Origin of the sequence: Pelagihabitans pacificus (assembly GCF_009371985.2) — a bacterium.
In the GTDB taxonomy this organism is placed as follows: Bacteria; Bacteroidota; Bacteroidia; order Flavobacteriales; family Flavobacteriaceae; genus Pelagihabitans; species Pelagihabitans pacificus.
Map to the genome: position 1 here is coordinate 479,213 of NZ_VIKU02000002.1, position 15,052 is coordinate 494,264.

General features: G+C 45.8%; 12 protein-coding genes. 7 read left to right on the plus strand and 5 right to left on the minus strand.

Going from position 1 to position 15,052, the window contains the following annotated elements:
* Positions 1-302: 302 nt before the first annotated feature.
* The 3 genes from FK220_RS09425 to FK220_RS09435 are packed head-to-tail and all read right to left on the minus strand — an operon-like array spanning position 303 to position 3,173.
* Positions 303-1,208, minus strand: a complete 906-nt coding sequence (locus FK220_RS09425) for a sugar phosphate isomerase/epimerase family protein (RefSeq protein ID WP_152574059.1) — start codon at positions 1,206-1,208, stop codon at positions 303-305.
* Between the two features lie 23 nt (positions 1,209-1,231).
* Complete coding sequence (locus tag FK220_RS09430; protein ID WP_238718963.1) at positions 1,232-2,338, minus strand: Gfo/Idh/MocA family protein; 1,107 nt, start codon at positions 2,336-2,338, stop codon at positions 1,232-1,234.
* Complete coding sequence (locus FK220_RS09435; RefSeq protein WP_152574060.1) at positions 2,325-3,173, minus strand: phytanoyl-CoA dioxygenase family protein; 849 nt, start codon at positions 3,171-3,173, stop codon at positions 2,325-2,327. The genes FK220_RS09430 and FK220_RS09435 overlap by 14 nt, the downstream gene beginning before the upstream one ends.
* Before the next feature lie 379 nt (positions 3,174-3,552).
* On the opposite strand from FK220_RS09435, the gene FK220_RS09440 reads away from it, so the two are divergent.
* From FK220_RS09440 to FK220_RS09455, 4 genes are all read left to right on the plus strand, one after another.
* Positions 3,553-5,016 (plus strand): sulfatase-like hydrolase/transferase, encoded by a 1,464-nt coding sequence (locus FK220_RS09440; RefSeq protein ID WP_238718964.1) that lies wholly within the window; start codon positions 3,553-3,555, stop codon positions 5,014-5,016.
* Positions 5,017-5,042: 26 nt separating this feature from the next.
* The gene (locus tag FK220_RS09445) at positions 5,043-6,359 is read left to right on the plus strand and encodes a Gfo/Idh/MocA family protein (protein WP_152574062.1); all 1,317 of its coding nucleotides are present in this window, start codon (positions 5,043-5,045) and stop codon (positions 6,357-6,359) included.
* Between the two features lie 93 nt (positions 6,360-6,452).
* Positions 6,453-7,328 (plus strand): phytanoyl-CoA dioxygenase family protein, encoded by an 876-nt coding sequence (locus FK220_RS09450; protein WP_152574063.1) that lies wholly within the window; start codon positions 6,453-6,455, stop codon positions 7,326-7,328.
* 32 nt (positions 7,329-7,360) lie between these two features.
* Positions 7,361-8,578 carry a DUF763 domain-containing protein gene (locus FK220_RS09455; RefSeq protein ID WP_152574064.1) on the plus strand — a complete coding sequence of 406 codons (1,218 nt, stop codon included), beginning with the start codon at positions 7,361-7,363 and terminating at the stop codon, positions 8,576-8,578.
* Positions 8,579-8,596: 18 nt separating this feature from the next.
* Here the strand turns inward: FK220_RS09455 and FK220_RS09460 are convergent, their stop codons facing one another.
* Both FK220_RS09460 and FK220_RS09465 read right to left on the minus strand, forming a co-directional pair.
* A complete protein-coding gene (locus FK220_RS09460; RefSeq protein ID WP_152574065.1) occupies positions 8,597-9,415 on the minus strand; it encodes a DUF4249 family protein in 819 nt (272 codons plus the stop codon).
* A 3-nt stretch (positions 9,416-9,418) separates the two neighbouring features.
* The gene (locus FK220_RS09465) at positions 9,419-11,794 is read right to left on the minus strand and encodes a TonB-dependent receptor (protein WP_152574066.1); all 2,376 of its coding nucleotides are present in this window, start codon (positions 11,792-11,794) and stop codon (positions 9,419-9,421) included.
* A 317-nt stretch (positions 11,795-12,111) separates the two neighbouring features.
* On the opposite strand from FK220_RS09465, the gene FK220_RS09470 reads away from it, so the two are divergent.
* The 3 genes from FK220_RS09470 (at position 12,112) to FK220_RS09480 (ending at position 15,047) form a co-directional block, all read left to right on the plus strand.
* Positions 12,112-12,729 (plus strand): TetR/AcrR family transcriptional regulator, encoded by a 618-nt coding sequence (locus FK220_RS09470; protein ID WP_152574067.1) that lies wholly within the window; start codon positions 12,112-12,114, stop codon positions 12,727-12,729.
* A gap of 83 nt (positions 12,730-12,812) precedes the next feature.
* Positions 12,813-14,129: a TolC family protein gene (locus FK220_RS09475; protein WP_152574068.1), complete on the plus strand. Its 1,317-nt coding sequence runs from the start codon at positions 12,813-12,815 to the stop codon at positions 14,127-14,129.
* A gap of 3 nt (positions 14,130-14,132) precedes the next feature.
* A complete protein-coding gene (locus FK220_RS09480) occupies positions 14,133-15,047 on the plus strand; it encodes an HlyD family secretion protein (protein ID WP_152574069.1) in 915 nt (304 codons plus the stop codon).
* Positions 15,048-15,052 lie beyond the last annotated feature (5 nt).

The following is a 15,052-nucleotide window of genomic DNA, read 5'->3' on the forward strand; positions in this document are numbered from 1 at the left end:
TAGAATCACACTGTTGATAAAAGCTCTTGCCGGACTACCCAACATATTTCGAATGCTAAAAGAAATTTTCATTTCCGATACTATCGGCACCTGTCCCTTACAACGGTACTTTTTTTACCGACAAAATTGGCAGAGCATACCCTAGCGGGTAGCTCCATTGCAATCACCCATGTGAACGGTAAGCAAGCCTCGTACACGACGTTTCCCAGGGTGAATTCGGACTGGTTCCATTTTTAGTTGCGAAGGTCGTAGACAAATAACGGTAATCCCTTTTGCAGGAATCGTGTCTTGTTACACTTGGCTTAAACCCCCTCCTCCATCAACTTTTGATCCAAGAATTTCTTTGCGCGGGGTATGTCCTCTTCTTCCAAGTGTTCAATAATAATGGGCAGATTGGGATGTGCCTTCGCCAGTCGTCTAAGATATAGGTTGTAGTTAAGGTCTCCAAGCCCAGGAGCTGGTAGCTCTATTTTACCGACCCCTCGTAAAGAGTGCCCCTCGGTAGCAGTTACTTCGGTAAGCTGTACACCCTTGTCTTCCTGAACCAATTTGACATCCTTTGCATGTGCAAAAACTATTTTGTCGCTCAGCGCATCGAATATTCTGTTCAAAGTACCATCGATATCCCCAATATTATGTTCTTCAAAATAGTTCGTTGGATCCATTGCCAATTTCAAGTGTGGGTCATCGATATCGGCGAACAGGCGCAAGCTCTCCTCGATAGACCCTATCACATTATTTACGTAAGTTTCTACAACAAAGGTGACCCCATGATCTCTGGAAAAATCCACCAGTTCTTTGATAATGTCCCTACATTCCTCGTACCCTTGCTCCGTTTTGTTTTTTGGATGGTGAATCCAATCGCTGTCCGGATGAAATGTCCCAGTTTCGCTTGGCACGTAGGGTGAACCCAAATCATGGGCATGTTCAATAATTTTTTTAAGACGATCCAAATTGGCTTTGCGGCGCCCAGGAATGGGATCGGTAAGATTTGTATAGCTGGAGATACAGGAAATTGGTAAGTTGTAGCGCCTAAAGGTGTCCCTTATCTTGATACATTTTTCCTTGGTAATGTTTTCCGTGGAAAGATCCATGTCTTTGAAGGTAAGGTCTAATTGAACCGTATTGAAACCCAAATCCCTGATTCGTTTAGCGGTCTCTTCCAAACCATATGGAAAGTATCCCGTAAATATGCCTACTTGTAACATAGTGCTGTATATTGGTTCTTCTTTTAGTTGACAATCTCTTCTATGGCTACCGCCCGCTTTTCCCTTGCCGAACGGTAACAAGCATCTACAAGGGCCATGGTCAACAAGTTGTCTACCCCACTAATTTCGGGCTCTGTTCCATTTTCCAAGGCCACAAGGAGCTGTGCCATGGTTCCAACAAACGCATCGGGGAACCAAACCTCGTTCCATTTAGGTTGTTTCCATTCCTTTCCGATGCCTGTACTGGTAAATTCGAGTGTACTGGGGGTAGGTTCGGGGTAGCTAGGCCAACCGATTGTTCCCTTTGCCATACCCTCTAAACCCTCTATTCGATATTTGATATAAATATCATCGGCCGCACCTTCCCTTGCCGGGCCGGTCCATACATCGTCACAGGAAAATGCCCGTAGTCCGTTTTCGTATTCAAGGATGTACATACAGATACCATCGTCATGACGGAAACTTGTACGGGGATCGGGCCTTACACTGGCATAGACCGATTTTGGATCTCCGAACCAATAGCGAAAGGTATCCAAGTGGTGTATACTCATATTTCGTAAGGTCAAATACCCAAGGCTTTCGTGCCATGGCAACCAATGGGGTATGGCCCGCATGTCGATGGTGGCCAGTACCGGGCCGCCTAAATACCCTTTTTCCAAAATAGATTTACACGCCCTAATCGATTGGTCGTATCGCATATTCTGGTTGACGGCCAGGACAATACCTGCATCTTGACATAATCGCACGATCGTCTTCGCATCCTCATACGTATCCGCTATCGGTTTTTGGGCTAAAATTCCCTTAATGGTCGTTCCCCGTTTCACTACCTGTTCAATGATGGCTTTTTGCGCATTGGGTGGTACCGCAATATCCAACACCTCTACTTTTGGATTGTTCAAAAGGTCTTCCAACGTTTCGTGAACGCTGGGAATGTCATGTCTTTCCGACACTTCCCGGGCTCTTGATGGCGTGCGGGAATAGATGGCGACAGGATTGAAATCGGCTTTTTTGTAGGCCACCAAATGGCAGTCGGCCATAATAAAACCCGCGCCGATACATCCGATACCGATCGATCTGTTATCGGGCATCCGGGGCAGATAGTCGAGCGGTGTAACGCTATTCTCCTTCAAGCTTATTTTCTTTAGTCTTTAATTGTTCCTTGGTTTTGTCAGAATCGGGTGATACCCAATCAACCGGATTATCTTGATTTGACCCGTCGAATTTGAAATTCTTGATTGCTTCCCTGTTTACTATCTTTAATGGGGTATAACTAGCGTGTTGCCCTTTTTTGTAAGGATTGTTCCTGGCCGAATTATAACAGCAAATTAAAGACCATCTAGAGAAATCGGAGCGATTCTGGTCCGATCGGTGCAAAATGTTGCAATCAAAGAACATCGCATCGCCCGGTTCCATCTCACAGTATACCAATGGAAATCGTTCCATTGCCGCATTTACACGTTCCATATCGGCCCCGGCTTGATCGCCCGTAAGGGAATGGTCTACCCTTCCCATCGCATGTGACCCCTTTAGGACCTGCAAACAACCATTCTCCCGAGTTGCCCTATCCACCGCAATGGTAACGCTTGTTAGCAGCGGTTCTAACAGTCCAAAGTTGTACCAATAGCCATAGTCTTGGTGCCAAGTCCATGCTCCACCTACTTTGGCATCTTTCAAGATCATTTTTGAATGATAGTGGTATACCTCGCCACCGAGTAAGTCTTCGGCAGCTTTGACAATTCGCTCGTTTCGGGAAAACATTCCGTAGATGTTATTTCCGGGATGGTTCCAAATCGATAATCGAACGGTGCCCCCTTCGCCATCGGCACGCCCATACGAGCGTTTGTCCAATTCCCGATCGGTCTGGGCTGTTTTTTTCAATAAATCTATTTCCTCGGTATCGAATAGATTCCTTAAAACTAAGAAACCATCTTTTTGATAGGTCTCAATTTGTTTTGAAGATAACATGGATTTGAATTATGACACTCCTTTACCATGCGCCCGAGCATTCCAGGCGATAGCAAGTGTTCGTCAATATACTTGTAAGGTACAACACTATATAACATCACACAATACCTTATTTGTCAAAAGGTTATCTAAAACCAACTCGTATCAAAGAGTAAAAAGGTATGGAAAATCGACTGTTTACGACAGTTTCCATTCCATAATATTTAGTACTTTCCTTTTCTAAAAAAATCCATAGGTGTTCAAACCATCGAATTGTAGAAAAATGATATGGCACTCGGAAACTTTACAAAGAAAGGCTACTATGGGCCAAATTCGGTTCTTGGCAATCGCCTTTCTAGTGATGTTATTTTCTTGTCGCGACGAAAAACAGTCTGCAGTTATGAAACCGAATATCATTTTCATTTTTGCCGACGACATGACCTACTCCGCTATTCGTGCGTTGGGCAACCAGGAAATACAAACCCCTAATCTCGACCACCTGGTCGCCAAGGGCACTACCTTTACAAATGCCTACAACATGGGGGCCTGGAACGGGGCGGTCTGTGTAGCCTCTAGGGCTATGATCATTTCGGGGAGAAGTGTATGGGATGCATATGACCTAAAAGATCAATGGAAACAAGGCGAGGCGTTTGATAAGACCTGGGGACGACTCATGGCGAAAGCTGGTTACGAAACCTATATGACTGGAAAATGGCATGTAGATGCACCTGCCGACAGCGTTTTTCAGCACGTGGTGCATGTACGTCCAGGAATGCCCGGTGATGCGTGGATCAATGCCGGGAAAGGGGCCAACTTCCAAGTAGATGACGGTACCGCCCTTCCGGTCGGTTACAATCGACCCTTGAACGAAAACGATTCGACCTGGTCTCCTACCGACCCAAAATTTGGAGGCTTTTGGGAAGGAGGTACGCATTGGAGCGAAGTGGTAAAGGATGATGCCCTGAGTTTTATCGAGAACGCCGATAAAAGTAATCGTCCATTCTTTATGTACCTGGCATTCAATGCGCCGCACGACCCACGACAGGCTCCTCAGGAATATCTCGATCTATATCAATTGGAAGGAATCCCGGTTCCCAAAAGTTTCCTACCTGAGTATCCCTTCAAAGACAGTATTGGAAACGGAAGGGATTTGAGGGACGAGGCATTGGCCCCTTTCCCACGCACCGAATATGCCATCAAAACCCATACAAGGGAATACTATGCCCTGATAAGCCATTTGGATGCCCAAATCGGACAAATACTCAATGAATTGGAAGCTTCAGGCAACAAAGACAATACCTACATTATCTTCACGGCGGACCATGGACTCGCCATGGGGCACCACGGTCTCATGGGAAAGCAAACACAATTCGACCATAGCATTCGGGCACCCTTTATTATTTGTGGTCCCGATATTCCAAAAGGTCAAAAAATTAATGCCGATATCTACCTTCAGGATGCGATGGCCACCAGTTTGGAATTGGCAGGAATTGAAAAACCGGAGTATGTCTTTTTTAGCAGTATCGTCGATTTAGCAAACCAATCGAGGCAACAAAGCCATTACGATGGTATCTATGGTGCTTACATGAATTTACAGCGTATGGTCCGGAAAGATGGTTTTAAGCTCATAGTATATCCCAAATTGGACAAAGTATTGCTATTCGATATGGAAAATGACCCTCAGGAAATGAACGACCTTGCCCATGATCCCGAACACCAATCGGACATTAAAGCACTGTTCGAAGCGCTGTTGCAAAAGCAAAAAGAGTTGAATGATCCGTTGGATCTCTCGCATATTTACCAACAAACCATCCTTCAGCGAGATAGCGCTGGGCAGCTTGACAAGATATCATTAAAACCGTAACTTGTAGGATACAAATAACAGCCGCTATGTCCTCATCAAAAAAGAAACAACGACCTCCTACATCTATTAATCGTAGAAGATTTCTACAAAAAACGGCCCTTGCCGCCGGGGCAATTACCATTATTCCCAGACATGTCTTGGGGCGTGGGTTTACCGCACCCAATGACAAGATACATCTCGGGTTCATCGGCTTGGGACGACAGAGCAACGGACTCGCCAAACGATTCGTATCGAGTACCGAAGCACAAATCATCGCCGGAAGTGATGTATGGACCACCAAAATGGACTGGTTCCAAAAACATGTATCCAAATTATCCGCTGACCAGCGCAAGGTGGAAAAATTCGATGGTTTTCAGCTTTATGGTGACTATAAGGAATTATTGGAAAATTCCGAGGTCGATGCAGTGGTGATTGCGACGCCGGACCATTGGCATGCCCTGATGGCCATCGATGCCCTAAAAGCGGGAAAGGACGTTTTCCTAGAAAAACCCTTGACCCATCGAATTGCAGAAGGCATCGAACTGGTGAATACGGTTGAAGGTACAGGTAAGATATTACAGACCGGAAGTATGCAACGTTCCAACGAAAATTTCAGAAAAGCCTGTGAGCTGGTCCGTAATGGTTATTTGGGAGAAATTTCAAAAGTATTGGTGAATGTGGGAGACCCTGCTATCGATTATGATTTAAAGGCGGAAGCCCTTCCAAAAGAAGTCGACTGGAACAAATGGTGTGGCCCCGCTCCGCTATTGGCCTACAATCACCGGTTGGCACCCTCGACTAACGAGGTCGATTTTTGGCCCGACTGGCGCAAATATAAGGAAACCGGGGGCGGTATTTTATGTGATTGGGGCGCGCATATGTTCGATATTGCCCAGTGGGCCTTGGACATGGATCGATCGGGACCTATTCGATACCTACCCCCGCAAGACCGTTCCGCTGTCCGTGGTCTGCGGATGTTTTACGATAACGGTATCGAGATGGTACATGAAGATTTCGGTCGGGGTTGGGGAGTGCGTTTTATAGGATCCGAAGGTACCTTGGACATCAGCCGAAGTTATTTTGAGACAAGCCCGGAGTCGATACGCACAGCGGAACTAAAGGATTCCGATATCCGATTGTACAACTCAAATGGCAACCATTACCAAGATTGGTTGGATGCCATTAAGAACAACACCTCCCCTTTGTGTGATGTGGAAACCGGCCATCGATCGGCGAGTATTTGCAATATTGCCAACATTGCCTACCAACTGGGAGAGGATCTTGAATGGGATCCGGTAGAACAACATTTCAAAGGCAATGCAGCAGCCAATGCCCTTAGGCACCGACAGAATAGAATATTCTAAGAATATAGAACAGCAAATCCCAACAACGGAAGTTGGTTAAAATTTCAAAAAGACAAAATCCATTGCACTTTTGAAATAAAACTTGAAAAAAGGATGGTAAAAGACTTGGCAACGTATCATGGGTTATGTTCCGATTTATTCGAGTGGCCCGAAACCCCGGCGGATTGGAATCAATATCGGCTTAGCGAGGAACAGGTAGCCCATTTTCATGAGTATGGTTATGTTTCGGGCATCAAACTACTCAATGAAGAACAGATCGAAGTACTTCGGAAAGACTTGGAAGCCGTGATGGACCCAAAACATCCGGCACATCACCTGTTTTACGAATACCATAGCAATGAATCGGAAGACTCCGATTCGGTCTTGTTCCATTCCCTGGGACACTGGCGCATCACCGAGGGTTTTCACGATGTGCTTTGGAATCCCGCTTTTGTGATGGCCGCCCACCAGTTGTTGGAAGACAAACCGGTTCGTTTCTGGCACGACCAGCTTTTCTGCAAACCGGCCAAACATGGAGGGGTCGTAGCCTGGCATCAAGACTATTCTTACTGGACACGGACCGTGGCCATGCAACATTTGACCTGTTGGACCGGACTTGACGATGCCACCGTCGAGAATGGATGCCTACATTATATTCCGGGCAGCCATCGATGGGGTCTATTGGATGCCCCTTCCCTAGCAGGGGATATGAACGGATTAATGGAATACCTTACCGAAGAACAAAAAGCAGCATTTAAACCGGTGGCCATCGAATTGAAAAAAGGGCATGCCTCCTTTCACCATCCATTGTTGGTGCACGGCTCGTATGAAAACAAATCCGAACTACGCAGAAGGGCCTTTGTACTGAACGTATTTGCGGATGGCACGGTCAGCAATACAAATGAGGAGTTGCTGAAAGGTGTGCCACCAATTCCCAAAGGCGGGAAAATGGGGGGAAAATTTTTCCCCTTGTTGTTTGAGGGAAATTAATTCACAACACACGATAATCGCAAAGGGTAAGAATGAAACGTTCGGGCACTGCAGATCTGGCATTATATGGTGGAGGTATTCCCCCGTGGCTCTTTCGTAGAATGAAGGAACTGACGCTACCAGTGGTAAAGGCCATCATCGCCCAAAAAGGAACCGATGATTTCTTGGAACGCCTGTCGGACCCCTTTTGGTTCCAAAGTTTCGGGGCCGTTATCGGTATGGACTGGAATTCTTCTGGGGTGACCACCGCGGTGATGCGTGCCTTAAAACAAACGATCAATCCCCATTCCAAAGAGCTGGGACTGTATATCTGTGGCGGAAAGGGAACCGAATCTATCAAGACTCCCAACGAACTTTTGACCGTGGGCGACCGAACGGGATTGAACGGACTGGCATTGGCCCGCGCAAGCAAGCTTAGTGCCAAAGTGGACAATACGGCCCTTCAAGACGGCTTTAGTCTGTATCTGCATAATTTTGTGGTAAGCGACACTGGAAAATGGACCGTTGTTCAACAGGGGATGCATCAATCCAACGGGAGGGCACGACGCTATCACTGGCATTCCGAAAACTTGAAATCGTTCGTCGAAGAGCCACATGCCGCTGTTTGTGGCGAAAACCAGGGGGAAATTCTAAATCTCGTACATAAGGAAGCCCGAGCGACACAAAGAGGTATTTTGAAGATAGCGGCAGAGCATCCTGATAAGCTACTGAAGGAGATTCCCCGTTTAATCGTACCTACCTATTGCGATGTAAAGCCAAAAGACATCGATTTAAAGCGATTGGGGAGTGTTTTATGGCTGGCACAGGAAAGCGAGACACAAAAATTTGATGATCTGTTGTTGCTAAAAGGCCTTGGCCCCAGAACGTTACAATCGCTAACGCTCGTCAGCGAAATCATTCATGGTACACCCTCCAGATTTTCAGATCCCGCCCGTTTTTCCTTTGCCCATGGTGGAAAAAATGCCAAGCCCTTTGCGGTACCCACCAAAATCTACGACAAGACAATCTGCACGCTGAAAGAAGCTGTGGATAAATCACGAATAGGAAATAGCGATAAACTGAGGGCTATCGAAAAACTGACCAAAATTGCCCAAAGAGCGGAAGCCGGTTTTATGCCCAATGCCAGTTTTGATAAGGTCGTCGCCCACGAGAAGTCGAAGGCTGACGAATATGGGACCAAAGGTATGCCCTTGGCATCTAAAAAACCTAAAGATGAACAGTTGCGGCTGTTCGATAACCAATATGACTGAAAAGTGCTACTGGTGTCCCTATTCAATGACCAACTCGAACTCGTCCGCCTCCGAAATCAAAAAATATCCCAGGGGATAGTTGTCAAAATTAGTCGTATTGATCATATTGCCTCTGGTAGTGGCAGGAACTGACTGAAACGGACCACCGCCTTCCCCCGCCTGTTCGATTACCAGTTCAAAATAGGTATAGTATTGCGCACTGATCCCATAGGCTTTAATCGTAACGGTATCGCCCGGCTGTACATCGTCGGAATCGTAAAAAGAGGAAAACACAAAATCCTCGCCCTGGAAAAAACGATCCTCCAAAGGCCTGAAAATATCGAAACCGAAGTCGTAAAGATAGTAATCGTCCCGACTGCCATCGTCGGTGAACTCAACGATCACCTCGGTCTCATCCCCATCGAATAGGGTATTGGTGCCTTGCCGTACTTCGTTGATCGGGGCTACGGGAATAAAGGAAGTGACACCCCTATAGGTTTCGCTATCGTAGATGATAGTCAGTTCATATTCCGTATCAAAATTGCCCAACACAGCAGGGTTTTCCGGACGATAGTATTCCGTAGTCCCATCGTAAAGTAGCGGGTATTCGATGCCGCTTCCCAAATCGGTGATAATTACCGTTGCGTCGTTAACCAAGGGAACCCCATCTTCAAAGAAGTCGGAAGAAAGGGTCAATCGTACGCCCCCTTCAAAGCGCAATGGGGTTTCTTGGGTAAACAGATTAAAATTGGCATCAATACTCAAACGAGGTTCCGAACTGGGTACCTCCACTTCGATGACGTCTTCACAACCGAGGTAAAAAAGAGCTATCCCGACCAAAAAAATAAATCTCCGCATGGCTTAAAATTTAAAGTTATAGGTAACCGAGGGCACAATACCGAAGATAGAGGTTCGAACGGCCTCGTTATTACCCGTATCCACATTCTCCCTAAAATTGATAGCCGCCGCATTTCGCCGATTGTACAGATTGTAAATTCCAAAGGTCCATTCCGCTTGCCAGTTACGTCCGGTATTCTTCAGGGGTGTCAAAGTTGCCGATACATCCAATCGGTGATAAGCGGGCAGGCGCTCCTGGTTTCGGAGGCCGTAAATGGGAACTACCAAACCCCGCTGCTCATATTGCCCAATAGGATAGTTGGTCGGTTGACCGGTTTGGAACAGAAAGTTACCGTTAAAACTCCATTTCCCGTTCAGTTCGTAGGAACCATTCAGGGAAATGTCGTGGGTTTTATCAAAGGGCGTATGGTACCATTCTCCCCCATTGATACCGGGCTCTTCGGGGGTGCGCCCCGGGGTACGCTGTTCAGACCGTGATAAGGTGTAGGCCAACCAGCCCTTTAGCCTTCCATTATTCTTTCTTAGTAATAACTCCAAGCCGTAGGCTCTAGCGTCTCCGTTGAGTATCACTTGCTCTATGTCATTGTTGGCAATAAGATCGGCCCCATCGATATAGTCAATCCGGTTATCAACATCCTTATAGAAGGCTTCCGTTTCCAAGGAGTAATCCCCATTTTTAAAGTTTTTGAAATACCCGATGGCATATTGGTCCAGCAGTTGTGGCTTTGCGTATGGTCCGCTCGGAGTCCATACATCCAAGGGGGTGGGCGAACTGGTATTCGACAACAGATGAAGGTACTGCGCCATATGATTATAACTGGCCTTAATGGAATTGTTCTCGTTGATAAGGTAGGAAAGGCCTACCCTTGGTTCAAAATTGTTAAAAGTAGCCAAGGATTCGCTTCTACTTACATTGTCGACCCGAATGGGATTGGCCCCCTGATAGATCTGAAAATCTTGGTTGAACAACACTGGAGCATCATTTTCGTATCTATTGAATTCATCCTGACCCAATCGTGCAAAATGGCTCCAACGTACTCCATACTGGACGGTAAGCTCAGCGCTGATTTTTTGTTCCGCCTCTAAATAAGCCCCAAACTCATTGGCATACTTATCGGTAAGTTTATCGGGCACAATGCCCGAGTCTTCCCGGTTGGGTCTTATCTCCCCAGGATTGAACTTGTAGTAAATATTGTTGATTCCATAGCTCAGTTGGAAGTTGCTTGCTAGGTAATGTTTGAAGTCATATTTGATATTGAAATTGCGGATACCGGAATCCCACTGGAAACCTAATAGGTCTAGTTCAAGCCCGTAGTAATAGTCCGAATAAATCAAGGAAAGGTTGGAGAACAATTTATCGGAGAACAAATGATTCCATCGAAAATTGGCCACCGTGTTGCCATAGGTATTCTCAAAACTTTCCGCGATTCCAAATACATCCCTGCCAAAATAGCCGGAAAGGTATAGGTTATTCCTATCATTCAGTTGGTAGTTCAGCTTGGTATTCAGGTCGTAGAAATAGGCCAAATTGTCGTTATCGGCCAAGGCCAGGAACAGATGTGCATACGAAGCCCTTCCCCCAATTAAATAGGCGCCCCGGTCTTTTTCCAGGGGGCCTTCGGCCAAGAGACGGCTGGCGACCGCGCCGATACCACCGTTCATTTTAAATTGCTTGCTATTCCCCTCTTTCTGGTAGATATCAAGTACCGAGGAAACCCGACCCCCATATCTAGCCGGAATACCCCCCTTGTACAATTTTATATCCTTGATGGCATCAGGATTAAATACCGAGAAAAAACCGAATAAATGGGAAGAGTTGAATACGATCGCCTCGTCCAACAATATCAGGTTTTGGTCCGCCGCGCCCCCACGTACGTTGAAACCCGAAGCACCTTCCCCCGCACTGGTAACGCCAGGCAACAGTAAAATAGACTTGATAACATCCGCCTCCCCCAAAACAACCGGAATCTTTTTAATGCTGGCAGCGGTTAGTGCATTTACGCTCATTTGTGGTTTTCTGATGTTGGTTCTCTCCACATTCTCCACCACCACCACCTCGTCCAATTGTTCGGCTTCCTCCGCTAGTTGAAAATTGATCCTCTGATCTTGATCCAACGTAATGGTGCGCACGATATTCTGAAAACCAATAGAGCTTACCTGTACCTCATAAGTACCCTGCGGAAGGGAAATGGAATAAAACCCATATTCGTTGGTCACCACACCAGTACCTAATTCCGGAATTGCCACGGTAATCCCGATCATGGTTTCGTTGCTTGCTGCTTCCGTAATAGTACCACTCAATGTAAACCTGCCCTGTGCATGGCCCATGGAAAAAAAGAATATAGCGATGAAAACAAGAGGATAGTGGAACAAACGCATAGTATCAATTTAACCTATGAAACGGGTTAGCCGATGCAAAATAAGGGCAGGGAGGTTCGATTCCCCACTATGTTATACCAGCGCGTTCTTTTTCTCTACGAACTGGACTTTTTAATATATAAAGGCTAAATCAGCTCTAATTTTTTGGTTAAACCGTTTGGTTGATTTAATTTTAAATCCACTATGTTCTGTATCTCTTAAAAAAGAGACCTTATATTATTTACTATCAACACTTTACATAAATAGTAATCAAAAGTTTTATCACATAAAGAAGTTATACATCCGTGAATGCTTTTAATTATCTTTGTTAACACCCTATGAAACAAGAAGAAAAAACAGAAACCGAACAACTCATTCTCGAGGCGGCCAAAAAGGTCTTTATCGAAAAGGGGTATGCCGGAGCACGAATGCAGGCAATTGCCGACGAAGCACAAATCAACAAGGCCATGCTGCACTACTACTATCGCAGCAAGGAGGCGCTCTTTAGCCGTATCCTGGAATCGGCCGTGGCAACGATGTCGGGTCAGATTATCCCGGCTTTACAAGGGAAAGGTACGGTCATGGAAAAGATAGAGAGTCTCGTGAACAATTATATAGATACCATCATCCAAAACCCCTATATACCGATGTTCGTCCTCAATGAATTGGCCCAGAACCGCTTGAACTTCCAAGAAAGTCTCATGGCGAAAATGGCAACCAACGATACCGTGGAACAGTTTATGAAACAGATCATGAAGGAACAGAAGGCAGGGATTCTACAACCCGTGGGCCCACACCATATCATGCTTACCGTAATGTCGTTGATAGCCTTTCCCTTTATAGCCAAACCCGTCTTTACGGGAGTGATGAAGATTCCTGAATTTATGTATTTGCAAATGATGGAGGAGCGGAAACAGCTAGTTATGGAAATCATAAAAAAGTCATTTTTAAAATAAATTTTTTACATTTGCGTTAACCGTATGGTTAAATCAATTAGTCAACTTTAATTTTCGGCTCAGAACCACAGTATTTTAAGAATATGGAATCAAATCGAATTGCGAATACCAACCCTTGTATTTCCTTTTACCTACTGCTGTTGCTTGCCCTTTTTGGTCACATAGGCAACATGCGTGCACAATATGCATCCCTCGGACTGGAAGAGGCCTACGGTTTGGCCAGGACCAACTACCCCTTGATAAAAGATGGGCCCTTGCTCGAAAACATTGCTGAAATCAACCTACAGGTACTCAATCGTAAACGTTTGCCCACCGTAGATTTGGTCGGTCTTGGACAGGTGCAAAGTGAAAACGTACAAATCGGAACGGAAGACCCCAATAGTCCGATAAGCGTAAGTGTACCGCTGGAAAGCTACCGAAGTTATCTCGACATTAACTACAATCTTTTCGATGGAGGACTGACCCGTGCTAGTAAAAAAGCCGAGACCACCCAGTTAAAAGTGAACCAACAGGCCCTTCAGGTAAATCTTCGCAATCTCAAAGATCAAGTAAATACACTCTTTCTGAATATCCTGTTGTTGCAACAGCAAAAAGACCTCTTGGCCATTTCAAAAGAAGATATCGTGACGAACATCTCGCTGCTACAGGCCGGATATGATAACGGGACCGTCTTGGAAAGCGAACTGGCCAAACTTCAGGTGCGCAAGATAGAACTGGAATCGGAAGAAATCAGCCTGCAAGGCGATATCGATGCTTTTCTAGAGGTACTCTCCAAACTCCTAGGAGCAGTGGTTACCAACAACACCTTATTGACCCTGCCTGAACCCATATTCCAAGAACAAGCAGCTTTGGCCATTACCCGGCCCGAACAAAAACTTTTTGAGTATCAGCGCGAATTGTTGGAAATCCAAAAGAGAAAATTCGATGCGGATCGCCTGCCCAAACTATCGCTTTTTGCCCAAGGGGGTGTGGGCTATCCCAACCCCTTGAACTTTGCCGATATTTCAACTTCCACCTATGGCCTAGGAGGAGTTAGGCTGAACTGGAACATCGTGGATTGGGGCGTTTCCAAGAAGGAGAAAAAGAAAATCGACCTTCAAAAACAACAGATTGCGGTCGATAAGGAGGTATTTGAATTCGATATTCAAAAAAGTGAACGGGAATCGCTTCAAAAACTCAACGCCCTCAATGCCCAAATCGAAAAAGACCGGCAAATCGTTGCCCTGCAATCAGAGATCTTAAAGCAAACTGCCGTACAGTTACAGGAAGGCGTTATCAATTCAAATGACTATGTAATGCAGGTGAATGCCGAACTGTCGGCCCGACAACAGTTGGAACTGCATCTGGTTCAAAAACAAAAATTACAAATCGAATATCTAACCCTTTTTGGAAAACTATAGATCATGAAAAAAAACGGCTATAAAACACTATTTTGGAGTCTCTCCATTGTATTGACAACCTCTTGTTCGAATAATGAAAAATCGGATGCGTATGGAAATTTCGAGGCGGTTTCCGTAACCATCGGTGCCGAAGGAATCGGAAGGCTGGTCTCCTTTGGGATAGAAGAGGGAGAACAACTTAAGGCAGGGGCGCAGGTGGGGCTCATAGATACCACCCAGTTGCACCTGGAAAAATTGCAGCTACAGGCTAAGCTGGAAGCCATGGACCTAAAACTGCAGGAAGCGGCGCCCGATATCGCCATTTTATTGGAGCAAAAACAGAATGCGGTGCGCGAACGGGACCGTACAAAAGTACTTTACGAACAAAAGGCGGCCACCAAAAAACAATTGGACGATTTCAATGGGGAAATCGACGTGATCGATCAACAGATCAATTCCACCAAGCGCCGAATTGGAGTCGCCAATAGGGGAATTCTTTCCGAGCGGAAACCGATTCAAGCGCAAATCGATATCATCGAAAAACGGATTCAGGACCATCGGATTACCAATCCCATCGACGGAACGGTGCTGACCAAGATTGTAGAGGAATCCGAGTTTGTCAACACAGGGGCCCCATTATATAAAATAGCCAATCTAAGCACTTTAAAATTAAGGGCTTATACCAGTGCTTCCCTATTGCAAAATGTGAAACTCGGTGATACGGTCACCGTATTGGTCGACGATGCTGCCAACGGATATAGAACATTGGAAGGAAGGGTCATGTACATCGCCAGCGAAGCCGAATTTACCCCGAAAACGATCGAGACCAAGGAAGAAAGGGTAAATCTGGTATACGCCATCAACGTGGAAGTCCAAAATGACGGTAGCCTCAAAATTGGGATGCCCGGTGAAGTCCAGTTCAAACATACCTCTAAATAACTCAC